A 25,137-nucleotide genomic window follows, 5' to 3' on the forward strand; every position below is an offset into this window, starting at 1 on the left:
AAAAATAAATTATGGCTCTATTTTTTGAGCAGGGATCAGTGTTTTTAACTTGACGTGGGGAGTCATACCAACGCCCTAATAATGGGCAAAAAATTGTTGGCTAAAATGTTGAGGAACGAAAGCAGTCAACTGTTTTTGTCCTTATTTATTAGCTTGTTAGGTGAATTATTCTGTGGCTTCACCAAGTGCTACTTTATAGTTTTGAATTTGCTGATCTAAATTTTCAGAATGTTGTTTAATAAAAGAAGTTGTATTGTCATAAAACCAAACAAGAGAAACGACACAATCTTCTACTTCATCTTTAGTAACAACCTGTTCATTTAATGCTTTTGGATGAGTTAATCTATTTCGCACTTCAATAGTCCTAAGTAATTGAGACCAACGGACATCGTCGTACCCAAATTTGAGTTCAAAATTTTGAAGATTACATATTTGGTTAAAAATAAATTTAATTTCGGCTTTTAAAGTTGTTTGAAAATATTTTTCTTTAATATTTCCGTTGTCTTTAATTTCGTACTTTAGGTTTTTTAAAAACATTAAAATTTCAGGAGGAATAGAAATATTATTTTCATCACAGAATTCAATTAACTCATTTTTCAGAGTGAATACTTGAGCTTCATAAAATGACACTACAGTTTTAATTAAAGATCTTGCCCAGTACCCGTTTTTATCATCATCTAAGTTGCTAGCAATAAAATCGATATCTACAGTATATAAATCTTCCATATCTTGGAATAGTTGTGCAGAACTAGACATTTCAATATTCACCTAACAGTTTAATCTAAGGATATAATCCGCCTTTCTACAAAGACCATTAATTCCCTTTAATTTATAATTAACATCGACATTACGTGATTGTTATCATTAGATCAATAAGTTAAAAACAAAGCGTCAACTGGTTGATGTGTAAAAGGAGGATGTAATCTCGCATATTTGTAGAAAGAAGGATTACTCACCATTTGTATATAAGCCGTGTTAATTTAGTTTTTTAATTATTTAAGTCGTTTAAACTTAAACTTAAACCTGAATTTGAGGCCAAAAAGTCTATATTATAGGTGTTTTTAAGGAGCTGTTTTGACCATTATAAGTTATCAATCTGCTGAACATTATACTTGGGGCAATCATTGCGATGGTTGGCATCTTGTAAAAACCGACAGTTTAAGTGTTATTCAAGAACGAGTACCGCCAGGATGTTCAGAAGTTCGTCATTTACATACAAAAGCTGAGCAATTCTTTTTTATATTATCTGGTGTTGCAACGATGGAACTTGATGGTGAAATATTTACTATAGATTCTCATCAAAGTATTCATATCCCTGCAGGTGCGAAACATCAACTGAGTAATAAACACGATAATGATTTGGTCTTTACCGTAACTTCTACGCCACCAAGTCATGGCGACAGAGTCGAAATCTAAAAGTTACCGTTATACTGAGGGTAATTTCTTTAACAATGAAAATGCCTTATAAAACATGAATATTGAGTTAGAGTAAGTGATGGATTTATTTAGTAGCCATGAAGAAAATATGAATAAACTGCCTTTTGATTTTCCTCAAACCGATGGATACAGTTCTAGGTGGGATGCTGATTTAAATGGTTTTATTATTCATATACCCAATGGAGTTATATTTTATTCGAAAGCTTATTTTAATAAAAAGATTAGCGATAGGAGTGTTGAATATTTTTTAGAAAATGACACGGTTGATATTAAAAACTATGTCGCTTGGAGAAATTTAGATAAAGAACAACTTTTAAACATTAAGTTTAAAAATATCAATTGGCGCCACGAACAAATTAATATGTATGGCAAAAGCGTTTTTTTACCCCGTTATTCTGCTTGGTATGGTGATATGGGTAAATCATACAGTTATTCAGGTCTTTCTTTACAACCTAATGCTTGGAACAAAGGTTTACTCTATATAAAGCATGAAATTGAAAAAGTAACTTGTGTTCAGTTTAATAGTGTTTTAATGAATTGGTATCGCGATGGTGATGATCACATGAGTTGGCATGCCGATGCAGAAAGAGAGTTGGGCAGGGATCCTGTTATTGCCTCAGTGAGCTTTGGAGAGACTCGCCGTTTTGTCTTACGCAGAAACGATGATCATTCTCAAAAAGTTGAATTCCCATTAAACCACGGCACGCTATTAATTATGAGTGGAGAATTACAACACTTTTGGCAGCACGCTATTCCTAAACAAAGAAAAGTAAGCAATAGCCGTTTTAATTTAACCTTTAGGGTTATAAATTAGTATCAAACGAATAATATATATCTGCTGAACTTTCTAAGCCTGAAATTGTTTCTACCCATAATCGACTCATTAAAAACAACCTAACGGTGAGTTCGTTAACTGGTTCGTCAACACCTATACCGTATTTTACATAGATGCGTTTTCCTAAATATCCTGCTATAGAAACTTGTGAACTATCGCCATCTATTTCAACATTATTAATTAATGGTAGCTTGTCCATTTGTTTCAATATACCTGAGTAATTAGCTAACGCAGCGCCTAAAGCAACTCCTATCCCTGAGTTATCAGCACTATCACTTTCTAACGCTTGTCCTCTTAGTAGATACGACAAAGTTTGTGCTCGAGACAAAGACTGAGTTGAAAACAAATTCAGTGAAAGAGCGTTTGCTAACCCTGTAATTTCAATACCTACTTTTAAATTTTCTTTAGGAATGGTGCGCGTTGCTCTTAGATCTATATTTGGGTTTTCAATCGGACCATTAAAGGCGATTTTGCCCTTATCAATATATAATCGTTGTCCATAAGCCTGATACCTACCGTTTGGAATATTCAAATTACCAAATATTTGGATAGGTTGTTGGTTATTGTGTTGTAGGCGTAAACTACCTTCTAAATTACCATCAAAGCCTTGCCCAGTTAGTTGGAATTGTTCGTTAATAACAACGTTAATATCCGAATCTATGCTAAAAGGGCGTTCTTTAAATATTTCGTCGCCTTGATAATCAACAAAAATAACATCGTTTGTTACTTCAACACTGCCTTCAGGTAATTTATAAACTCTTAATATTCCATCAATCACATTCACTGAACCTGAAATCCTCAGGTTTTTTGGAGTAAGTGTAGCGCTAATTTTAGGTGCTATAGTCGCTTCTATTTGAGGTGGAACGAGTATTTCAAGTTTTTCGGCTTCCACGTTTAAGTTAAGTATTCTTTCGTTTAACCAAGTTGCATCGCCAGTAATTAAACCGCCATCTTTGTCTATTTTAAAGTTACCATCGATGTTTGCACTTGTGCCTAAAAGCGAAAGTTTCAGTTGAACATCTTCTAATATATTTGGGCTTTTTATGATTTTTAAGCGACCATCAGATAAGTTAACTTCACCTACAATTTCAGGTTTCATTAAATCGCCACTGATATTAACTTTGCTACTTAAAAATCCTTCGAGTAAAGCAAGGTCATGATTCATCGACTGGAAAGGGCGCAAGCTAAAATTATCAACATTAAGCTGTGCTGATACTGGAAAATCGCCACTGAATTTTATATCACTTTTTAGGTTGATATCAGAATAGAAGTCGTAGTTTTTATTTGCTCTACTGATGCTGTCGGGGCTTAAGGTCAGATCAGTAAAAACAGAATTATCAGCTACTTTAAAAATTAAACGTCCTGTATCCCATGCGCTTAATACTTTTACAGGTAAGTAGTTTTCTTCAGGTTCTAACAATATGTTTCCAGCAAGTACGTTTAAATCACCTTCTACGGAAAAACTTTTATTAGGTGCCCAACCAATACTTCCTTTACCTTTAATGCTGGTGTTCACCGATATATCAGCAGGTGCGAAGGTGTCATTCAAGTAATAGCTATTAAGATTTATTGTTAAAGGGATATTACCTTTCTCAAAAAAACTCACATCTTCTGCTATACAAATACTCAATCCCGGGTTATTCCAGCAATGCTTATTTAACGATAACTCATGATTACTGTAGTTGTAGCCAATAATTATATCGGTATCAGGGCGCCAATTATTGGTTAAGTAATTAAACTCAGCTCCGGCAATAATGCCAGTCCAATTATTGGTTTGTTCATTTAAACGGCTGTTGAGTAGTAGCTTGCTTTTGAAGTCGCCATCCCATTTTATATCAACATTCTGTTGCAGCATGTCGGCATCTATTCGAGCAACAAAGTTTTCGAGCTTGGTGTTCAACCAATGTATTTCTTTGCCTTTAATTTGAGCGTTAATATCATGATTATTAAAAGGCGAATAGCTTCCTTGGACATTAATCGAAGAGGTAGAAAATTGTTTATAATATAGATCTGTGATCTTATTGTTAAAATTCAAAACAGGGTTGTTTATTGGACCGCTGACATCAAACTGTGTGGTTATTTTACCTTTAATGTCAGGCTGGAACTTATCAATGCTAGGAACGTGTAAAGTGCCGTTTATATTCCATTCTGAGTCGCTATAACCAGAAAATTTAATCACTGAGTCGAAAATAGAAACTTTTAGGTTACTTGGTTTTAACTGTAAGTTTTCGTTGAGATCAACTTCACCAATAATTGAAAACGGAATGTTATTAATAACACCTGACAAGTTCGTGTTAGATAAACTAACTTCAGAGTTTTCTTTGTTATAAAAGCCAATAGAGTCTACATTACCTTTAATTCGACCATAGAATTTTCCAGCAATTAATTGTTCGATTGAGGCTGGAAGTAGGTCTTTTATTTGATTGTTATCGATACCTTTAAACTTAGGTAGGGTAAAGCCGCTAGACTTCACTTTTACATTCCATGAAGGCATAACACCGAGTGAAATTGAACCGGTAAGATCTAGGTTGTTGTTCTCGTCTTTTACTTTAACTTCTTTGAAGGTAAATACATCTTCTAAATCTGCTTCGTCTTTATCAGATTTTGATTGGTTATGATCAAACTTGATAGAAACCTGTGCTTGTTTATAACCTAAACCACTAATAATGCTATTTACATAGATGGTTTGATTATTTTTATCGCCTTGAGATGTTAAGAGCAACTTTGATGGATGAAGATGTTGACTCACTTGGTTGTATAAAGGGATAGTGGTCGCTTCAACTTTAATACGGTAAGGAGCATTACTCGATAGGGCATTGATACTTCCGTTACCCTCTAATTCAATAGCTCCTTCGCTTTTAATTGTTGTATTCAGTTCGGATAAATCGCCTTTTAAAGACACCAACTGTTTAGACTGATTAACTTCAGGCCAATAGTCATTATCGATTAACTGATGGGTTAATTGAAAATCTAAAGGATAATTTTTGATGAAAGAAATTTTGCCATTAATATCAACAATTCCACCGCTGTAGTTTGACGTTAATGGGCTGATAAACAGGTCATGGCCAAACCAATTAAGATTGAGTTTAGTTTTGTTTAACTCGGCTGGCAGAAAAGCAAAAAATGATGAGTTATTCATCAATTTTCCAATCTTAAGGTTTTTTATCCCAAGCTTTATTGGCAGGTTAATATCTATTAATTCAAGATCTTTAATATTTTTATTACTGTTTAAGTTTTGTAAATTAGATGCAACTTCTTCAGATTCAATTGAAGTAATTATTGTGGTGTTGGCAGAAGGCGAATTAAAATTGAATGTATTACCTGTAATATTAACAGCTGAAGATAAGTCGATAACTTCAATAGTTTGATTACTCAAAATCACTTCTGTGTTTTTTATAAATACACGATCAGCTTTTATGCCTAATGGCATTTCAAATGGCGCTTTTTCTTCAGAGGCCTTATTTGATGTTTTGGTTTGTATTGTTAACTTTTCAGCCTTTAATTCATTAATACAAAACTGTTTTTGCCATAAACAACGTAGGTGAAACTTTAATTTAAGATCGGTCGCTTGAATATTAACTGTGTCGTTCTGATAATTAAATTCAGAGAATTCAAGATCTTCAGAAAACATTCCATCCTTATAAATTAATGAAATATCAGTGAATTTATTCAGCAGGGCGATAGTAACCTGTGTTCCCCATGGGCTGCTATAAAGTATGGCTAAAATGCACAATATGCTCGTGAGAAAAATAGCCGAATATGAACTCGCTTTTCGTCTAAAGCTTTTGCGTTTCGGTTTTATTATTACTGATGGCGTTTGGCTTTCTTGTATGGAAGACTTTTCAGGGCTTGGCGTTTTTGATGGTGTTTGTTGAGTCGACATTATAATTCAGCACCTAAATTAAGGTGAATACGCCATGAAGGTGAATCTTCACTCAAGCTATAACCTAAGTCTAACTTTATAGCTCCAATAGGGGATATGTAATGTATACCAGGTCCAACAGAGTATGATTTTTGAAACCCTGTATCAAAAGAGCTACCAATATCAGCAAATAAAGCGCCTCTAATTTTGGGTGTAAAGTAATATTGATATTCGATACTCGCTACAACTAAGCGGTTTCCACCAACGACAAGCTCTTCTTGTGTGCCGTCATCATTTGTTTGTATACGTGTTGGTCCAATAGACTGATAAGAAAACCCACGAATACTTTGATCACCACCGGCAAAAAATCGTAAAGAGGGTGATAACTCTTCAGCATTTGATGTACTTAAGTAGGTGTAACCTAACTCAACTCTTGATACGAGTCTGTGTTTAGGAGCTAAGGTTTTTATATATCGCCAATGACTATGAAACTTCAAGAAGCTAGCTTCTGAAGAAATATCTGTGTGAGTACCTTCAATATTGTAATACTGGCTAAAACCATCGCTAGGATCAATTAACGAACCTTCTCTTGAAGTATTTGACCAGCTGTAACCAATAATAAAATAGTCGGCAATATCTTCTATTGAGTATATATCCCATTCTTCATGAAGGTATCTGAGGTAAAACTCTGCATTTGAGGTTTCACTACTTTTTATACGACTCACTTTAGACGACCAATAATCACTTTCAATATCACCATATTCGTCGTTTTCTAATAACAGTCTTAATTGCAAAGTATCGTTTAGTGAGCCATTCATCGGGATTGAATAGTTAAAGCGCCCCGTTGGATTAATTTTCGAGTATTTGATTTGAGTTTCTTGGCGATGACCGTATTTATTAATCAGTGGCGTTTTCCAACCACCTGAAATACGGAAGTCTGTATCTGTGGCATAACCAAAACCAATGTCAAAGTAGTGTTTTTTAGCTTTTTGCAAAGTAACTTGAATAGGAACTGATTTAGTCTCAAGCGCAGCTTCGCCCGTTTTGTTAGGCACAATAACAATGTTGCTGAAGTATTGAGTATTTTCTAGATTATTCTGAAACTTCTGTAATTTAGAGACTTGGTAACTGTCGCCTTCTTTGAATGGAATTAATTTGGTAATAAAATCATCATCTATGGTGTTATTAATAAAACTAATTTTTCCAAAAGTATAACGTGTACCACTTACATATTTAATACGAATGTTAGCGAAATAGTCAGGCGTAATGGCAATTTCTGAGGTATCTAAATAACCGTCAAAGTAACCTCGTTGTAAACCTAAAGAAAGAATGTCTGATTTAATTTGTTCATAATTACCATGATGTAATGAGTCTTTAGGTTTTATAGGTAACTTTGCTGTTAGCGCTTTAAACATAGGATCCTCTTGCGCATCACCTACAATTTCTACTTTAATCGATTTAACTAGACTCACTTCGTTTAACTTAACTTTAATAATAAGATCCCATGGATCTTCTTCGTTATCTTTTTTTATAACTTTTACGTCAACTACAGCACGATAATAACCCAAGGCTTGAATGGCTTTAACGGTATTGTTTTTAGCTGAATAAGCAAAAGATATACGAGAGAGTTTATTATCAGGAAGCTCGCCTAAATAGGCTTTAATATTCTTAGTAACAACATCAGGTAGGTTGTCAGGTAATGATAGTATTAGATTATTTGCAAAAACTTTACCCATAAATAACAAGGTAAAAAAGCAAACATATAACCTAATCATAGAATTCCTTTATGGGGTAAGAGTATTAAAACAACATACTATTATAGCTGGGTGTAGATGAAGATTCGAGCAACGATTTGATTCATTTGTAAGATATTCTTATTTACCATAAAACCTATGATTTATAGCTTAATATTGACCTGCGTAAATATTGAAATAAGAAAAAACAAATAATTTCGTTATGAGAAAAGTATTGAAATTAATTGTTTGGATTTTTGTAAAAAAGGGCGACTAAAAGGGGGAATGTTATTACTTTTTAGCCGAATATATAAAAAATAAAAATAAGTACCAAATATAATGGTAATTAATTGATTTTTTATCAATTAAATAGCAGCTTAAAAAATATGTGCTATGTTTTAAGTGTAACCAATAACAATAGAGATGGAATCTTATGGCAGCAGAAAATGCACTTTATACAATTTTAGTAGAAAAAATTAAGCAAAACTCTTTGATACTACCTACATTGCCTGAAATAGCGCTAAAAGTGCGCGATAAAGCTGATAGTCCGGATGTAAACCTTGGGCAAATGAGCGATATTATAAGCCAAGATCCTGCACTTTCATTAGGAATGATTAAAGTTGCAAATAGCCCTCTATTAAGTAGAACCGTAAAAGTTCAAACCGTAAATCAAGCGGTAACCCGAATAGGGCTAACGCAAATTAAAAGTATTGCTACAGCCATGGTTGTTGAGCAAATTTTTGTTTCTAAAAATAAAATCGTTTCAATTTATCTCGCTCAATCGTGGAAAAATACCGTTAATATTGCTGCCGTCGCTATAGCATTAATGACATTTTATAAGCGAAATAATAAACATAGTTCATTATCACTTGATGAATTAACTCTTGCTTCACTTGTTCATTCTATTGGTGTTTTACCTATTTTAACTGAAGCTGAAAAGCATTCGGACGTTTTTGCTAACCCAACATTTTTAGAGCAAGCTATTACTAAGTTATCAAATAAACTTGGTGCAGAGGTTACAAAAGCTTGGGGCTTTTCTGACGAATTAGTTGAGTTAGTAAGAAGTTGGAATGACTTATCTGTTTTACCTAAAGAAGCTCACTACCTTGACTTTATAAGAGCTGGCGCTATTTATAATGACGTATTTAAGAATGAAGAAACTTGTAATGCTTTATTAAAAAGCTATGTAGATAAAGGTGTTTTACCTGATGTTTTATTTATGAAGAGTGAAGAATTTACAACTATGGTAGACGGCATAAAAGAGATGTTTTAAACGCAGTTAACTCAAACCTCTGAAAAACAAAAAAGGCACTTAAAAGTGCCTTTTCTAATATAGATAATAAGCCTTAAATAAAAGCTCTTATCTAGAAATGTATTTTCAGACTAAGATTCTAAGTAGTCTTGTGTTTTAACTGAAAATTCAGCAAGTAAGTCATCAATTAAACGGTTAATTTCCCCTGCCATTAACGAGAAGTCAGCATCTAATTTTGCAATAATATCGTCGCTATCGATATCGTCGTTTTGTTCTTGTAAAACATCAAAAAACTTTAAACGTTTAATAGCTAAATCATCACACAGAATAAATGAAGTTGCGTCATCCCATTCAAGAGCAAGTTTAACTACGTATTTATCAGCATCTAAATGGGCTTTAATTTCATCACTGGCTAAGTCTTGGTTTTTAACTCGAACTACTGCACCATCATCACCTAATGCATTAAACTCAGCTTCCATACCTAAATTGAAGTTGTCGCCAAGTTCAGTTCCAGAAACCCAATCTGTCATTATCTCATCAGGCGCTTTCTCTGGAGAAACTGAAGTTACAGGTAAAGTGCCAAGCGCTTTACGTAATAAAGCAAGAAAGTCTTCAGCTTTGCCTCTAGAACCTGTGTTAATAACAATAATATTATGCTCAGGATTAATATAAGCATGAGTATCGGTTACACGAGAAAAAGCGCGTGGTAGTAATTCAAAAATAATATCTTCTTTGAATTGTTCTTTTTCTTTTTTAGTTGCTGAACGTGAATGTTCTACTTCGTGTGCTGCGATTTTAGCTTCTAATTGATCTTTAATCACAGGAGCAGGAAGGATCTTTTCTTCTTTTCTAGCACATAATAAAAAATTCTTGTTTACGCCATGAACAATAGTGTCGCCATGTTTGCCTAGCGCATTTACCCAACCAAAATGTGATTGTTCAGTTGAGGCACAAGGAGTAAATAAGTGCTCTGAAAGTTGTGTTTCAATATCTTGTTCAGACCATTCAAAAGGGCGTGTGAAAGCAAAAAAATAAAGGTTTTTAAACCACATTGATAATAATCCTGCCCCATATTTATAGGGATGTTGATTGAAGAAAGTGCGTAATAATAGCTTAATTCATTGAGTTTATCATTGAGTTAATTTGGGAAAAGTCATTTAAAGTGTTTCTTGTTGTTTTATTGTTATGGTTTTACATAGCAGCAAGAACAATTCAATTATAAATAATTTATACCTAACGCAGACTGTTAAGTTTATACATTGCTAAAGCGTTTAGTTTTTAATTTATTAATTACATATAAATACTGTATTTATTGAAACTGAAAAGTAACTTACACAAAGCTGACTTATTACCAAATTAAACTAAATTAAAACGAATGCGTTTTTAATAGAGTAAAAGAAGATAGGTGACTGAATACCAAGGTTGTTGCAGAAATTTTAAATAATAAAGGTGATTATTATCGCTAATCAAGAAGTTAGTCTATATTAATAAATAACTATTTTCTTAAATTAGTCACAAAAGAGAAATGTTTTTGACATATAATTTTAATCATAGCGTAATAAAAGTTTCAAATTTATGACGCATTGTAATAAAAGTGTCATATATGATCGGCAAAATGTGCCGCATTAAACAACTTCAAATCAAAATATTAAATTTAAGGCACAAAATGAAATTTACTAAAAATATACTTGCCATTGCTGTTTTATCTTCTCTATCTGTTTCAGCTTTTGCTGCAGACCTTAATTTGTACGGTAAAGCTAACTTAACTGTTCAATCATCAGATGATGGTGAAGGTTCTTATACTGAAGTAAAAAGTAATGCATCTCGCATTGGCCTTAAAGGTACACATGCATTAGAAGATGGTCTTGAAGTTGTTTACAAAGCTGAATTTCAAGTTGACCTTGATGGTGATAGTGACGACAACATCACTAGCCGTAACCAATACATAGGTTTACGTGGTGCTTTTGGTGAAGTATTAGTCGGTAAAAACGACACAGTTCTTAAACAGTCTCAAGGTAAAGTTGATCTGTTTAGTGACTTAAATGGTGATATTAAAAGTCTTTTTGAAGGTGAAAATCGTTTATCAGACACTATTACATATAAGTCACCAAAATTTTCAGGTATTCAATTAGGTGTTACTTATATTGCTGAAGACAGTGTTGATGGTGAAAGTGGTGTTTCGTTGTCGGCAGTTTACGGTGATGCAAAACTTAAAAAGTCTGATATTTATGCGTCAGTCGCTGTTGATTCAGAAGTTGATGGTTATGACGTAATACGTGCAACTGTTCAAGGTAAAGTAGCAGATATCACTTTAGGGGCTATGTTACAAACGCAAGAAAATGTTGAAGGCACTGAAGAGATGGATGGTGTAGTGCTATCTGCAAAGTACACTGTAAACAAAATGACTTATAAAGGTCAGTTCCAAGCTGCAAATTATAAAGATGGTGATGATCAAACCGGTATTACTGTAGGTGTTGATTATAAATTAGCTAAAAGTACTAAGCTATTTGCTTTCTATACAAACTTTGATTTAGACACTCAAGAAGATAACGAATATTTAGCTGTAGGCGTTGAATACAACTTCTAAGTTAATTGGCTTTATCACTTATAAAAACCGTATTTATTACGGTTTTTTTATATCTATACATAATGTTATTTAATATACAGCCCTGAACTTTCAGTAGTAAAGGGGATAAATGATAGTGAAATAAAGGCCTTCTTGATATTATGTATTTAATATTAGCTTTGTCATAAAAGTGTCACCTAAATTTAGCACAATAAACATATAAATTATTTTACTCGTCTATAACCATGGAAAGAAGAGTAAATTCAACATGGTTATATTGACCGCTTTTTGAAACATAGCAGGAATTTTATGAGCAGACGTATTTTAGTTGTTGAAGACGAAACGCCAATCAGAGATATGATTACTTTTGTTTTAGAACAAAATGGATTTAATGTTGTTGAGGCTGAAGACTTTGAACAAGCAGCAAAGAAGGTTGTAGAACCTTACCCTGATTTAATTTTATTAGATTGGATGCTACCAGGCGGAACGGGGGTTAAATTAGCTAAATCATTAAAGCAAAATGAATACACCCGCAATATACCTATCATTATGCTTACCGCTAGAGGTGACGAAGAAGATAAAGTTAAAGGCTTTGAAGCTGGCGTAGATGATTACGTGACTAAACCTTTTTCACCTAAAGAGCTTATCGCTCGTATAAAAGCGGTTATTAGAAGGGTATCTCCAACTTCGTTAGAAGAAGAGATAGAATTTCACGGTATGAAGTTAGATCCTGTTTCACATCGTGTATCTATTCACGACAGCAATTTAGATTTAGGTCCAACAGAATTTCGTTTACTGCATTTCTTTATGACTCACACAGAACGTGTATATAGCCGTGAACAGTTATTAGATAATGTGTGGGGAACCAATGTTTATGTTGAAGATAGAACGGTAGATGTTCATATTCGACGTTTACGTAAGGCTATTTCTGGCCAAGGTCATGAAAATTTCATCCAAACGGTTCGTGGTTCAGGTTACCGTTTTTCAGGAAAATTATCTTCTTAAACTATGAATTTTAAATTAATTATTCGTACGCTTTTTTTTAAATTAGGTACATGGCTCTCACTAGGTATTCTGGTTGGATTTTTGTTAGATAGCGTTTGGGCTGTTTTAGCTTTATGTAGTCTTGCTGTTATTGCTTGGCATTACCGACATTTATACGAATTTATTAATTGGATATGGCAAAGTAAAGCTATTTCTCCACCTCAAGCTGAAGGTGTTTGGGGCGAGATATACAATGGCTTATATCGTCAAATAAAAAAACAACGTAAGAAACAAAAGAACCTAAACGACAAACTACGTCAATTTAGAGATGGCGCTGAGGCGTTACCTGATGCAGCATTAGTTTTGTCTAAAGACTTTATTATTCAATGGGGTAATAAAAAGGCTCAAAAATTATTGGGTGTTCGTACTTCGGGTGATGTTGGTCAACGTATTGATAACTTAATTCGCTTTCCTGTTTTTTCTAAATACTTAGAAGCCCATAATTGGGAAACACCTTGTCATATTGTATCACCTGTAAATCATGAGGTTCATTTAGAACTTAGATTTATGGCTTACGGTACTGATCACTTCTTATTTATCGCTCGAGATGTAAGTAAAATTCGTCGCTTAGAAGAAATGCGTCGAGACTTTGTTGCCAATGTATCTCACGAACTTAAAACGCCTCTAACTGTTGTTAGGGGTTACGTTGAAATGATTCAAATGGAAGAAGATGCTTTTAATCCTTATTGGAAGAAAACATTTTCTACGATAGAGTCGCAAGTTTCACGTATGGATAGGCTGGTAGAGCAACTACTGGTGTTATCTAGAACCGAAATTAATATTGATAATAACGCACAAAATCTTGTTAATGTTCCTGAGCTAATCGAAGATTTAGTTGAAGATTCACAATGGCTTAATCAAGAAAGTAAACACACAATCACTACAGATATTGACCAGTCTATGGGCTTGTTAGGTTTTGAAACTGAACTCAAAAGTGCCTTTTCAAACTTACTATCTAATGCGATTGCTTATACCAACTTAAATGGCAACATTCATGTTACGTGGAAAAAGCACGGTAACAAAATGATGTACAGTGTTAAGGATGACGGACCAGGTATTGGCAAACAACATATTACTCGATTAACTGAGCGTTTCTACCGTATAGATAAATCAAGATCTCGCGATACGGGTGGTTCTGGCTTAGGGTTAGCGATAGTTAAACATGTATTAAACCATCACCATGCCGAGCTTAAAGTTGAAAGTGAATTAGGCAAGGGCAGTGAATTTATCATTATATTTGATGTTAAAAATGTGGTGCCTTTAAGTAAGTAATTGCTACAAGTTGTATTTAACTTTAATAAATTGAGCTTTTAAGATTTTTTGCTTTATTGTTTTACTTGTACAAAGTTAAGTGATTCCCACTAATACGTAATTTGTCTTTAGAATTAATAATAAACGTTAATAAATATCACATTTTTTGATATAAAAAACTTCAGTGTTAGCTTTTGTTTTAATTGTAGCTGATTGTTTTATAAGATTTAAATTTATTTACAACCTCCCGAACGTCGAACAAGTTACATTTATATTTCTTTTTTATTTCAACTGTCATCTAACTGTAATATATCTCCCATATAATTTTCATATTGCGTTTATACAGTAGATCGCAACCAACTATATATAACTATTTACGTCGGAGAATGACATGGGTTTTAAACGTGCTTTAAGCATTTTAAGCTTTACAAGCTTAGTAAGTCTTTCAACTTTAGCAGTTGATAACAATTTACCAGAATACAAAAAAGTAAGTGGCGTTTCAGGGAACTTATCATCTGTTGGTTCTGATACTTTAGCTAACATGATGACTTTTTGGGCTGAAGAATTTAAACGTACTTACCCGAATGTAAATGTACAAATTCAAGCTGCAGGTTCTTCTACAGCTCCACCAGCTTTAACTGAAGCAACTTCAAACTTAGGCCCTATGAGCCGTAAAATGAAGTCGAGAGAAATTGAAGCTTTTGAAAAAAGATACGGTTATAAGCCTACAGCAGTTCGTGTAGCGATTGATGCTTTAGCAGTATTTGTTCATAAAGATAACCCAATTAAAGGTTTACGTATTGATCAAGTAGACGCAATTTTTTCTAACAACAGAAAATGTGGCGCTGATAAAAATGTTGATCGCTGGGGTGACTTAGGTTTAACAGGTGACTGGGAAGGTAAAGACGTTCAATTATACGGTCGTAACTCAGTATCAGGTACTTACGGTTACTTTAAAAAGAAAGCTTTATGTAAAGGCGATTTCAAAAATACAGTAAACGAGCAACCAGGTTCTGCATCAGTTGTACAGTCAGTTTCAGCATCATTAAACGGTATTGGTTATTCAGGTATCGGTTATAAAACTTCAGGTGTACGTGCTTTACCACTTTCTAAGAAAGGTGATAACTTCGTTGAAGCTAACATGGAAAATGCTGTTAATAATAAATACCCATTATCACGTTACTTATATGTTTACGTAAACAAGCATCCTAACAAGCCTTTAGCTCCTATGGACGCTGAATTCTTAAAAATGGTTTTATCAAAATCAGGTCAAAAAATTGTTGAGAAAGATGGTTATATTCCATTACCTGCATCAGTTGTTGAAAAAGAATTTAAAAAGTTAGGTTTTAACTTATAACTCAAGCTATTAAATAACTGGCTTATATAGCTCATACACTGAAAGGTGTATGAGCTTTTTTTGTGTTAGTTGTTTACCCAAAGATACCTATCGATTTTGCTATTAAACGTTAAGTAAATAGTTCCTATGCGCTATGCCTTTGGTTATGATAACTCGCCTGATATTTATCATGCGATTAATAACTTAAGGATGAATAAATGAACTTTGAAAAATTAAATATTCCAGTAAAAACTATTATAACGATAGCAGCGTGTTTGGTGTTGCTAATGGGATCTATTTATACGGTAAATGAAGGACACATTGGTATAGTTAAACGCTTCAGTGAAGCTAAAGAACAAGTAAACCCAGGACTACATTTTAAAGTACCTTTTATAGATAGCGTTGAAGAAATAGAAGTAAGAACACGTAAAAATGAAGAAAGAATGGCGTCTAGCACTAAAGAACAAATGCCTGTTACGGTTAGCGTTTCTGTTAACTGGACGGTAGATAAAACAGCAGCATTAGAGCTATTTAGACAATACGGCGGTCTTTCGCAATTTGAAAGTAGAATTTTAGATCCAAGATTTAGATCGGCAACTAAAGATGTTATTCCTCGTTTTGATGCTGAGAAACTTATTCAAGACAGAGCAAGTGCGATCCAAGCAATTGAAGCTAACTTAATTGAAGAGATGAAAGACTTCCCTGTAACGGTTGATAACATTCAAATAGAAAACATCCAATTACCTGCTAAGTACTTAACCTCTATTGAAACTAAGCAAACTGAAAAGAACTTAGCGGCAGCAGAAGAGCATAAACTTGCTCGACAAAACTTAGAAGCACAACGAGATGTAAACACAGCTAAAGCAAAAGCCGACGGTATTAAATTGGTAGCTATCGCAGAAGCTGAATCTATTCGTATTAAAGGCTTAGCAGAAGCAGAGGCGATAACTGCAAAAGCTAAGGCTTTAGGTGATAACCCGCTAATTGTTAAGTTAACAGAAGCTCAAAATTGGGACGGTAAATTACCTGCAACCATGTTAGGTGGTCAGAATATGCCTATTTTAGACCTACGAGCTAAATAATTTTTAGAATGATTTTCTAAATAGTTTAGTTTAAAGATAAATTAGAAAAGACGCTGAGACGCGTCTTTTTTTATATATAAATAAAGGGTTGCTGCGTTAAATTAGAGGCGATAAGCAATGTTTAAATGTGATTATTGGCTGGTAATGCGCAATGCCATCTTATTTTTAATTTACGACTTTTATTCTTTCAACTAAAAAATCTACAGCTGCTTTTACTTTAGGTACGAGGTAGCGCTGTTTCTGATACAACAAATAAACGGCAAAATCAGAGTTTTGAGTGATGGCTAACTCATGCTCAAACTTAAGTTCTTGTAACTTACCTGACTCTAGAAGTGAAGCCAACGCCCATCGAGTAGACATAAAAATTCCTTCACCGTTACAGGCTTTTCTTGCTAGCCAAGGTCCGTTATTTGAAATAGCGACGGCAGATCCTGAAACATCATGCCATTGCCCATCTACTTTACACAACCAAGGTGTTGCTCCTGTGGGGGTTTTAAAATAAAGACCCTTATGCTTCTTTAGTTCCATTGCATTAGCAGGCATGCCGTACTTTTCTAAATAGCTTGGCGAAGCAACAGGGATAAAACCATTGTCCATTAATCGGATTGCTAATACTCGTTCATTTGGCGCATAACCGCCGCGAATTGCAATATCGACATCATCACGGCCAAGTGTTGATAACTCATCGCTCAAACTAACATCTAAAACAATTTCAGGGTATAACTGGCTGAATTCATCTAATAAAGGCAGCAATATTTTATCACCAAAACCTACCATAGAACTTATACGTAAGCGTCCCATTGGCGTTGTTTGATAGCTACGCACAGTTTCATTACTTTGCTCTAGCTGATTCAGTATTTGCTGTACATCTTTATAATAAATTTGTCCTACTTCTGTCAGTTTAACAATTCGTGTAGATCGCTTTAATAAGGTTGCTCCCAAACTCTTTTCTAAATCAGCCACACGTCGCGACAATGATGATGGCGGTACATTAAACACCTTAGCCGCTTTAGTGAAACTGCCAGTTTCTACAACTGTACTGAAATAGCGTATTGCGCGTAGTTGATCCAACTAACTTCTCCATAAATATGTAGATGAGTTTTGCTTTATTGTTGTCTTTAAAGCAATAGTGATTGGTATTTTCACCTATATATCATCATATTTAAATAGGTAATAATAGATTTAAGTTAAACATTGCAGCCTAGCTTTGTTGCAATGTTTTAAATACAGAAGCTTTAATTGCACTTTTAGCAATTAAAAACAATTTTCACGTTAATGATGGAATACTGACTTATGATTACTCTCCACGGTTTTGCCGCTAGCAACTATTACAACCTAGTGAAACATGTACTTCTATATAAAAAACTGCCATTTGAAGAGCACCTTGTTTACGGTGGTAGCGAAGAGTTACTTGAAATTAGCCCTGCTGGCAAAGTACCTGTTATCTCAACACCTGAAGGTTTTACTCTTTCAGAATCTAGTGTTATTTGTGACTTTATTGAAGAGTCTTACCCAGAAACTCCGCTATACCCAGAAAATGCTGGCGAACGTGCTGCTGTGCGTCAAATTATGAAAATAGCTGAGCTTTATTTTGAATTACCAAGCAGACGATTTATACCTTATGTCCTTTCAGGCGCAGAAGTTCCTGAATCGATTAAAGTTGAAGTACGTCAAGTATTAAGTCGTGGCGTTATCGCACTGAGTCGTTTGTGTAAGTTCTCTCCTTGGATTGCGGGCGAACAATTTTCCATGGCTGATATCTATGTTTATTACGTAAACACAATTGTGAGTAATTTTGGCTCTAGCCAACTTGAATGGGATGTTCTAGCAGATATACCAGGAATGAAAGAGTGGAATGATTCAATGAGCGAATCTGAAATTGCTAAAAGTGTAGAGGCAGATCGTTTGGCAAATATACCTGAGTTTATCCAAAAGGTGAGAGCTCAGATCCAAGCGGCTCAAGCTAAATAATATTTAGTGATAAAGATTTAACAACAAACAAAATACAACCAATATCAATCAGGTTATTGGTTAAACAAATTTAATTATTTGCAGGAGAAACCTTATGACAAATACAAATATTCAACTGACATCAACAATCAATGAAGATAATAAACTAACACTTGCCTTAGAAACTATCGAAATGCCAAAATCAGGTGCCGATGAAGTTGTTATTCGTATCGAAGCTGCTCCATTAAACCCTTCTGATTTAGGCGTTCTATTTAGTGCTGCTGATATGACAACAGCGACACAATCAGGCACCGAAGAAAGCCCAGTAATTACAGCTGATGTTCCTGCTCAGTTTATGCCATCTCTTAAAACACGTGTTGGTAAAGCAACTGCTGTGGGTAATGAAGGTGCAGGAACTGTAGTTGCCGCAGGATCATCGCCTGCAGCACAAGCATTAATGGGGAAAACCGTTGCTGTGATTGGTGGCGGAACATATCGCCAATACCTCTGTGCTAATGTGCAAAGTTGCTTAGAATTGAAAGAAGGAACAACAGCCAAAGAGGGCGCATCTTCTTTTGTAAACCCACTTACTGCATTAGCTATGGTGGAAACCATGCGTGCTGAAGGTCACAAAGCTATCATTCATGCGGCAGCGGCTTCTAATCTTGGGCAAATGTTAAATCGCATTTGTATTGCTGACGGTATCGACTTAATTAATATTGTACGTAAAGAAGAACAAGAAACCTTGTTACGTGATATGGGCGCAAAATATGTTGTTAATTCAAGTAGCGAGTCTTTCATTGCCGACTTAACGGCGGCTATTATTGAAACAGGCGCAACCATCGCGTTTGACCCAATTGGTGGCGGCGAATTAACAAGCGACATTCTTAATTGTATGGAAGTTGTAGCAGCTCGCAATATGAAAGAGCACAGCCTTTATGGCTCAGATACCTTCAAACAAGTTTATATTTATGGCGCATTAAACCGTGGTCCAATTACATTAAATCGCAACTTCGGCTTCGCTTGGGCTGTAAATGGATTTTTATTATTTAATGCGCTAGGTAAGTTAGGTACTAAAACGGTAATGACAATGCGTAAACGTGTTGCAGATGAAATAACCACAACATTTGCTAGTAAATACACCCATGAAGTTTCGTTGGCTGAGGTGTTAAAATTAGAATCAATAGCAGGTTATTCAAAACAAGCTACAGGTGAGAAGTACTTAATTAAACCTCAAGCTTAATTTTTATGATAGTTAGATAAGAGATGGCCTCTTAATGAGGTGCTTTCTAAAATATATAGAGCAGATACTGATTATAGTATCTGCTTTTTTCTTGGCTGTTATTTTAGAGTAACTCTAGCACCTAAAAATAAGAGAGCAATACAGGGGGCCATAGGCATTGAATGAGTGAATAGTTTTTCGTGTCAAAATTGATTTAACTGAAAAACCGCAATTAAGCGGTTTTTTTACCATAGATTATTGCTAATCTATCGCTAATTAAAAAGTTACTAGGTATAACAGATTGATAATATTAGACTTTATTTTGTGGGGTGGGGGAGTCGGCCAAACTTATTAAGCTTGCTGTTATTAATTACTTATCACTACTTTTAATTTCGGTATTAAGTTATGTACTAATATTAAAAGCCATTAATATCCAAATGAATTTATTTTCTACTTATCAATAATTAGATAAACATAATCAATAGATTTTACCTGCCTATTCGTAATAGCTTTTTGTTCTTATTGATAGTTTTCATTAGATAGTTTGATAAACACAACTGATACATATACCTGTATTAATTATATTCATTGAGGTGGACAATTACGTTGAGTTGAAAACCAAATTACATATTACTCAACCAATAAACCGTATTTAGTTTGAACACTTAATAGCATAGATTTCGACTATGATAAATATCATATTTTGTCGGCTTCTAACTTATTGTAGTCATTAACTCCTCATTAAGAGGATAAAAAAAGATGGTTAAAATAAGCGGCGAAGGAGTAAAAACCAAATGTTTTTTGTTCTGCTTTCAATGACTGTTTATGACTTTTCAGCGTTGTCGAACGGTTGGGTTGTTTATGTCTTTATTCTACTAATTACAAAACTTTTAGTTTATAAACAATAAGTAATTATCATTTTAAAAGTCACGTACTGAAAATAAATCCTTTCAATAGTCGCTATATATTTGAAAATAATACAAGTAGTGATATCACAGATGTTCTCCGCAAGCTATAGCTCATGTTAGTCAATAATGTGTTTGATCAGGGCAATAATAAATCAGGATAATTATAGCGACTAATACACTACCAAAGAATTTTTTGGGTGAATTATTCACTAGTTCATTCGCTAGTAATGCTCATTCATTACTAAATGACTTAGCCACTCTTTCGAAGTCTACGATTACAATTAATAGTACATTTGCATATTTTCAAATGGTTATATTTATATATACCCGCTGTGTAATGTTGCTTCTTACAACGTATAGAAAATAAATTCTATTAATCATGCAAACTTGATTTTTGCTGCTAAGCTAAAATTATTAAGTGGTTAAATTAATGTTATTTTTGTTGCCTAGAAGCTGTCTAGATACTTGTTAATCCCGAAGTGGAGGTTATCCCTAAATGTCAATAAACATGTCCTTAAAAGCTATTCCCCTCGCCTTGTCTATAGCGGCAGTATCCTTTACTCAATATTCCTTTGCAGAAACCACGGGGCCTAATGGTGAATCAGTAGCTCAAAAAGACAATACAACTGTCACTACAACAGACATTATTAATAGTTTAAGTGGGAATGGTTTAGTAATTGATTCGGTGGTTTTTACCGGCAACGATGTTCAAATAGGATTGTTTAATAATTACAACTTCCTTTTTGATCCAAGTGGTACAGAAGACTTTAATGATGGTGTAGTGATAAGTACTGGTGCTGTAGAGGAAGTCGTAGGCACAAATGACTCGGACAATAATACATCAACATTTGCCGGCATTTCAGGTAGTGACCCTGATTTAGGAGATGGTTTTGACCATGCTAAGCTTTCATTCAACGTTACACCTGCGTTTGATACTTTAATTCTAGATTTTGTATTTGGCTCTGAAGAATATAATGAATATGTTTATTCAGGTTTTAATGACAAACTAAAAATCCTAGTTGGACCAACGGATGATCCATCAACTTTTAATTGTGCATTAACGCCAGATAATCAAGGTTTTAGTATTGATAGTGTAAATGATGCAACAAACTTTCCTCCAGTTGCTGGTGACAACTCCAAAGCGTCAAGCAATCCGGAATTATACATAAATAATGATCCTGGTCTTCAGACGGACGAAACTCCTGCAACTACTATAGATACTGAAATGGATGGGTTTACTAAACGTGTAACTTGTCGTGCAGATGTTTCTGGCAGTATTGGCGTGCCAATCCAGGTTGTTGTTGGTATATCCGATGATGGCGATAGAACTTTAGACTCCTGGGCTTTTTTAAAAGCTAAAAGCCTGCGTTCTGAGCCTGGCAGCGATTACGGTGATGCGCCAGATTCATATCAAACTTTATCCGCTTCTTCCGGTGCAAGTCATAGCATCGTAGAAGGTGTTTATTTAGGTAAAAGTCCATCGGGAGATACTAACGGCTTTGTTGATGGCATAGACGATAGTGCCGGGGAAGCAACAGATGACGTTGATGACGGTGTTGCGACATTCCCACAGCTAATAGATACCGACACTACCTATTCTGTAACGGTAAACGCAAGCAGCATTAATGGTTCAGCATCAACAATTGGTGCTTGGATTGATTTTGATAGAAATGGCACATTTGAAGCTGACGAGTATACATCAGCGGCTGTAAGTAGCGGAGATTTTGAACAAGACATAACGGTAACGTGGGGCTCTATTCCTTTAGGGTCGCAAGTGGGTGATACTTATGCACGTTTTCGTATTGCAAACTCAGGTATAAACTCTGTTGCCTTTGGTGGTAGTTTAGCAACGGGTGAAGTAGAAGATTATAAGTTTACTATTTCAGGTTCTGCTGATGGAACACCTCCTGTTGTGGCTATAAATGCGGTACCAGAAGCAAATATTGTCAATCAAGCAACGTATGATGTCAGTGGTACTTGTGGTGTTGGTGATGGTGATGTCACTGTATTAGTTCAAGATAGTGATACCTCTCCAGTTTTACCTACTCAAGTATTAACCTGTACTTCTTCAGGCACGTGGTCAACAACGTTTGATGTTAGCACAATTGATGATGGTACAAATGCCATTGAAATTAATGCGAGTCAAACAGATGCTAACGGTAATATAGGTAACGCGACTCAAGTTACAGCCGATAAAGATATAATGCCTCCTTCATTAAGCATCAACTCTCCTGCACCAGCTAACGACAGCAATAAGGCTGCTTATGATGCAATTGGTTTTTGCGAAAGTGGTGCATCAGTTGTTACCGTCGATATTGTGGGCGCAACTCCTGCAACACAAGATGTAAATTGTAATGTTGGAATGTGGATGGCGACATTTGATGTATCTGCAATTGCTGATGGTTCAAACGTTATAACAGTAGACGCAAGCCAAACAGACAATGTTGGTAATTCATCTTCCGTTCAGGGTATTGAAGATAAAGATACTGTCGTTCCTATTGTCACAATAAGTACTTTACCAAATGGCACGGCAACCAATACAAACAGCTATCCTGTTGATGGTACTTGTACTAATGGCGACGGTAATGTATCTGTTACTTTACCTGGCGCAGCTACGCCAACGAAGAGTGTCAGTTGTAGTAGTAGCACTTGGAGCACAACTTATAATATTTCCGCCATCGCGGATGGCACTAATGCCATTTCAGTTGATGCGGCTCAAACCGATACCGCTGGTAACGTGGGTAATGCAACGCAAAAACAAGCAAATAAAGATGCCACACCACCTGTCGTTGTTATCAACACGCCTGCGACGGTAAACCAATCAAATGAAGCCACTTATCCAGTTTCCGGTACTTGTACTTCAAGTGATGGCGATGTAACCGTTGGTATAGGTGGTGCAACACCACCTTCTCAAACGGCAACATGTTCAGGTGGAACTTGGAATGCAGTTTTTGATGTAAGTGCACTTTCAGAAGGAACAAACCAATTAACCGTAACAGCGAATCAAGCTGATAGCGTTAATAATTACACAGAAGCTACGCCAAAAAATGCCAATAAAGATACAACTGCACCTGTTGTTGTAATTACGAATTTAACCAATGCAAATTTATCTAATCAAGCAAGTTATTCACTAACAGGAACTTGTACAAATGGTGACGGAAATGTGACGGCTTCATTAACCGGGGCGTCACCTGGCAGCCAATCAGTTGCTTGTAGTACAGGCAGTTGGAGTGCAACTTTTGATGTCACTGCAGTTTCTGACGGTACAGGCACTTTAATTGCCAATGCGAATCAAACAGATGCGCAAAGTAACGCTGGCACAGCAACACAAAAAACCGGCAACAAAGATACCGTAAAACCTACTTTATCAATAGATGGTGCTCCTGCTGAAATTACAACTTTAGATCCTATCCCTTTGGCATTTAACTTCGGTGAAAATGTAACGGGATTTTTAGTCGGCGACATTATTGTTACTAATGGTTCAGTTGCTAACTTTTCAGGTAATGATGGCGATCAAACTTATACCGCGGATATTATCCCAGACGGTAATGGCAATATTACGGTAACTGTTGAAAACGCAGCGGGCGCAGATACATTCACAAATACATCAGTCGGTGACAGTGTGGTAATTAGTTACGACACAGATGGCGATGGCCTAACTAATAACGTTGAAGTTGCGCTTGGTACTGACCCAGAAAATGCCGACTCAGATGGTGATGGTATTACCGATGATATTGAAGTAGGTGATCCAAATGCTGCAACAGACTCTGATCTCGATGGTGTTATCGACGCGTTAGATGGTGACGATGACAATGACGGTATCGCTACCAAACTTGAAGATGCGAATTTAGATGCAGATAACGACCCTTCAACGTTACCGACCGATACTGATGGCGACGGCACACCTAACTATTTAGATACCGATAGCGACAACGACAATATTACCGATGTTATTGAAAGTGATTCATCACAAGTAGATAGCGACTCTGATGGTTTAGTCGATAGCATTGATGTGGATGTTACGGGCGGAACAGATGCTGACTTAGACGGTATTGATGACAATGTTTTTGCTACTAATACAGTGGGCTCAACAGTTCAAGATTATCTTAACTTAGACAGTGACGGCGATGGTATTCCTGATTACCTAGAGTCGGGTGCAGTATTCACTGATACAGATAATGATGGTATTGATGATAGGTTTGATGTTGATGACACTGGAGGCACGGACACTAATGGCGATGGTATTGACGATAATGTTGACGTAGTTAATACAGATAATGATCTTACGCCAGATTTTAATGACTTAGATAGTGACAACGACGGCTTAAATGATGCAGTTGAATCTGGCTTAACAGCCGTCCAGTTAAGTACCGATTCCGACAACGATGGCATTATTGATGTTTTTGATGTTGATAGCACGGGCGGTACTGACGCAAACAATGATGGTATTGACGATGATGCCTTTAATGTTCTTGCCGACCAAGATAGCGATAATATGCCTAATTATATTGACGTTGATAGTGATAACGATGGCATTCCTGACTTTATCGAATTTGGCAGCTCAGGGGTTGATACCGATGGCGATGGTATTGATGATGCCTTTGATATTGATGTGACGGGTGGAACTGATGCCAACAACGATGGAGTAGACGATGCTTT

The 25,137-nt window shown here is 35.4% G+C and carries 16 protein-coding genes; 11 read left to right on the top strand and 5 right to left on the bottom strand.

Going from position 1 to position 25,137, the window contains the following annotated elements; translation table 11 throughout:
• Nucleotides 1-165: 165 nt before the first annotated feature.
• A complete protein-coding gene (locus Q5N69_RS17510) occupies nt 166-756 on the bottom strand; it encodes a hypothetical protein (RefSeq protein WP_304370384.1) in 591 nt (196 codons plus the stop codon).
• A gap of 318 nt (nt 757-1,074) precedes the next feature.
• On the opposite strand from Q5N69_RS17510, the gene Q5N69_RS17515 reads away from it, so the two are divergent.
• The gene (locus tag Q5N69_RS17515; protein WP_304370385.1) at nt 1,075-1,416 is read left to right on the top strand and encodes a cupin domain-containing protein; all 342 of its coding nucleotides are present in this window, start codon (nt 1,075-1,077) and stop codon (nt 1,414-1,416) included.
• 79 nt (nt 1,417-1,495) lie between these two features.
• Entirely contained in the window at nt 1,496-2,251 is a 756-nt protein-coding gene (locus Q5N69_RS17520; RefSeq protein WP_304370386.1) for an alpha-ketoglutarate-dependent dioxygenase AlkB, read from the top strand.
• On the opposite strand, the gene Q5N69_RS17525 is transcribed toward Q5N69_RS17520, so the two are convergent.
• Together Q5N69_RS17525 and Q5N69_RS17530 are read right to left on the bottom strand one after the other, a co-directional pair.
• Nucleotides 2,241-6,155, bottom strand: a complete 3,915-nt coding sequence (locus tag Q5N69_RS17525; RefSeq protein WP_304370387.1) for a translocation/assembly module TamB domain-containing protein — start codon at nt 6,153-6,155, stop codon at nt 2,241-2,243. The genes Q5N69_RS17520 and Q5N69_RS17525 overlap by 11 nt on opposite strands.
• Nucleotides 6,155-7,909 carry an autotransporter assembly complex family protein gene (locus Q5N69_RS17530; RefSeq protein ID WP_304370388.1) on the bottom strand — a complete coding sequence of 585 codons (1,755 nt, stop codon included), beginning with the start codon at nt 7,907-7,909 and terminating at the stop codon, nt 6,155-6,157. Before Q5N69_RS17530 ends, Q5N69_RS17525 begins: the two co-directional genes overlap by 1 nt.
• A 391-nt stretch (nt 7,910-8,300) precedes the next feature.
• Here Q5N69_RS17530 and Q5N69_RS17535 point away from each other — a divergent pair, with 391 nt between their 5' ends.
• Nucleotides 8,301-9,140, top strand: a complete 840-nt coding sequence (locus Q5N69_RS17535) for an HDOD domain-containing protein (RefSeq protein ID WP_304370389.1) — start codon at nt 8,301-8,303, stop codon at nt 9,138-9,140.
• A gap of 110 nt (nt 9,141-9,250) precedes the next feature.
• Here the strand turns inward: Q5N69_RS17535 and rdgC are convergent, their stop codons facing one another.
• On the bottom strand, nt 9,251-10,171 hold the full coding sequence (gene rdgC / locus Q5N69_RS17540) for a recombination-associated protein RdgC (protein WP_304370390.1): 921 nt from the start codon (nt 10,169-10,171) through the stop codon (nt 9,251-9,253).
• 614 nt (nt 10,172-10,785) lie between these two features.
• Here rdgC and Q5N69_RS17545 point away from each other — a divergent pair.
• From Q5N69_RS17545 to Q5N69_RS17565, 5 genes are all read left to right on the top strand, one after another.
• On the top strand, nt 10,786-11,706 hold the full coding sequence (locus tag Q5N69_RS17545; RefSeq protein WP_304370391.1) for a porin: 921 nt from the start codon (nt 10,786-10,788) through the stop codon (nt 11,704-11,706).
• Between the two features lie 288 nt (nt 11,707-11,994).
• Complete coding sequence (gene phoB / locus Q5N69_RS17550) at nt 11,995-12,690, top strand: phosphate regulon transcriptional regulator PhoB (protein ID WP_304370392.1); 696 nt, start codon at nt 11,995-11,997, stop codon at nt 12,688-12,690.
• A gap of 3 nt (nt 12,691-12,693) precedes the next feature.
• Entirely contained in the window at nt 12,694-14,001 is a 1,308-nt protein-coding gene (gene phoR / locus Q5N69_RS17555; protein WP_304370393.1) for a phosphate regulon sensor histidine kinase PhoR, read from the top strand.
• Between the two features lie 370 nt (nt 14,002-14,371).
• Nucleotides 14,372-15,337 carry a PstS family phosphate ABC transporter substrate-binding protein gene (locus Q5N69_RS17560; protein ID WP_304370394.1) on the top strand — a complete coding sequence of 322 codons (966 nt, stop codon included), beginning with the start codon at nt 14,372-14,374 and terminating at the stop codon, nt 15,335-15,337.
• A 197-nt stretch (nt 15,338-15,534) separates the two neighbouring features.
• Nucleotides 15,535-16,398, top strand: coding sequence for a prohibitin family protein (locus tag Q5N69_RS17565; RefSeq protein ID WP_304370395.1), 864 nt, complete (start codon nt 15,535-15,537; stop codon nt 16,396-16,398).
• Between the two features lie 165 nt (nt 16,399-16,563).
• Here Q5N69_RS17565 and Q5N69_RS17570 read toward each other — a convergent pair whose 3' ends face one another.
• On the bottom strand, nt 16,564-17,469 hold the full coding sequence (locus Q5N69_RS17570) for a LysR family transcriptional regulator (protein ID WP_304370396.1): 906 nt from the start codon (nt 17,467-17,469) through the stop codon (nt 16,564-16,566).
• A 222-nt stretch (nt 17,470-17,691) separates the two neighbouring features.
• Here Q5N69_RS17570 and Q5N69_RS17575 point away from each other — a divergent pair, with 222 nt between their 5' ends.
• The 3 genes from Q5N69_RS17575 to Q5N69_RS17585 form a co-directional block, all read left to right on the top strand.
• The gene (locus tag Q5N69_RS17575) at nt 17,692-18,369 is read left to right on the top strand and encodes a glutathione S-transferase family protein (protein ID WP_304370397.1); all 678 of its coding nucleotides are present in this window, start codon (nt 17,692-17,694) and stop codon (nt 18,367-18,369) included.
• A 94-nt stretch (nt 18,370-18,463) separates the two neighbouring features.
• Nucleotides 18,464-19,591: a zinc-binding dehydrogenase gene (locus Q5N69_RS17580; protein WP_304370398.1), complete on the top strand. Its 1,128-nt coding sequence runs from the start codon at nt 18,464-18,466 to the stop codon at nt 19,589-19,591.
• A gap of 1,383 nt (nt 19,592-20,974) precedes the next feature.
• A partial coding sequence (locus Q5N69_RS17585; protein WP_304370399.1) for a choice-of-anchor L domain-containing protein occupies nt 20,975-25,137 on the top strand: 4,163 nt, incomplete at its 3' end.

This window comes from Pseudocolwellia sp. AS88 (genome assembly GCF_030551755.1).
Taxonomy (GTDB): Bacteria; Pseudomonadota; Gammaproteobacteria; order Enterobacterales; family Alteromonadaceae; genus Pseudocolwellia.

Coding starts and splice junctions, on each gene's coding strand:
- Q5N69_RS17525 (WP_304370387.1), bottom strand. CDS start 6,155: ATGTCGACTCAACAAACACCATCAAAAACGCCAAGCCCTGAAAAGTCT.
- rdgC (WP_304370390.1), bottom strand. CDS start 10,171: ATGTGGTTTAAAAACCTTTATTTTTTTGCTTTCACACGCCCTTTTGAA.
- Q5N69_RS17530 (WP_304370388.1), bottom strand. CDS start 7,909: ATGATTAGGTTATATGTTTGCTTTTTTACCTTGTTATTTATGGGTAAA.
- phoB (WP_304370392.1), top strand. CDS start 11,995: ATGAGCAGACGTATTTTAGTTGTTGAAGACGAAACGCCAATCAGAGAT.
- Q5N69_RS17520 (WP_304370386.1), top strand. CDS start 1,496: ATGGATTTATTTAGTAGCCATGAAGAAAATATGAATAAACTGCCTTTT.
- Q5N69_RS17575 (WP_304370397.1), top strand. CDS start 17,692: ATGATTACTCTCCACGGTTTTGCCGCTAGCAACTATTACAACCTAGTG.
- Q5N69_RS17580 (WP_304370398.1), top strand. CDS start 18,464: ATGACAAATACAAATATTCAACTGACATCAACAATCAATGAAGATAAT.
- Q5N69_RS17510 (WP_304370384.1), bottom strand. CDS start 756: ATGTCTAGTTCTGCACAACTATTCCAAGATATGGAAGATTTATATACT.
- Q5N69_RS17565 (WP_304370395.1), top strand. CDS start 15,535: ATGAACTTTGAAAAATTAAATATTCCAGTAAAAACTATTATAACGATA.
- Q5N69_RS17560 (WP_304370394.1), top strand. CDS start 14,372: ATGGGTTTTAAACGTGCTTTAAGCATTTTAAGCTTTACAAGCTTAGTA.
- Q5N69_RS17545 (WP_304370391.1), top strand. CDS start 10,786: ATGAAATTTACTAAAAATATACTTGCCATTGCTGTTTTATCTTCTCTA.
- Q5N69_RS17535 (WP_304370389.1), top strand. CDS start 8,301: ATGGCAGCAGAAAATGCACTTTATACAATTTTAGTAGAAAAAATTAAG.
- phoR (WP_304370393.1), top strand. CDS start 12,694: ATGAATTTTAAATTAATTATTCGTACGCTTTTTTTTAAATTAGGTACA.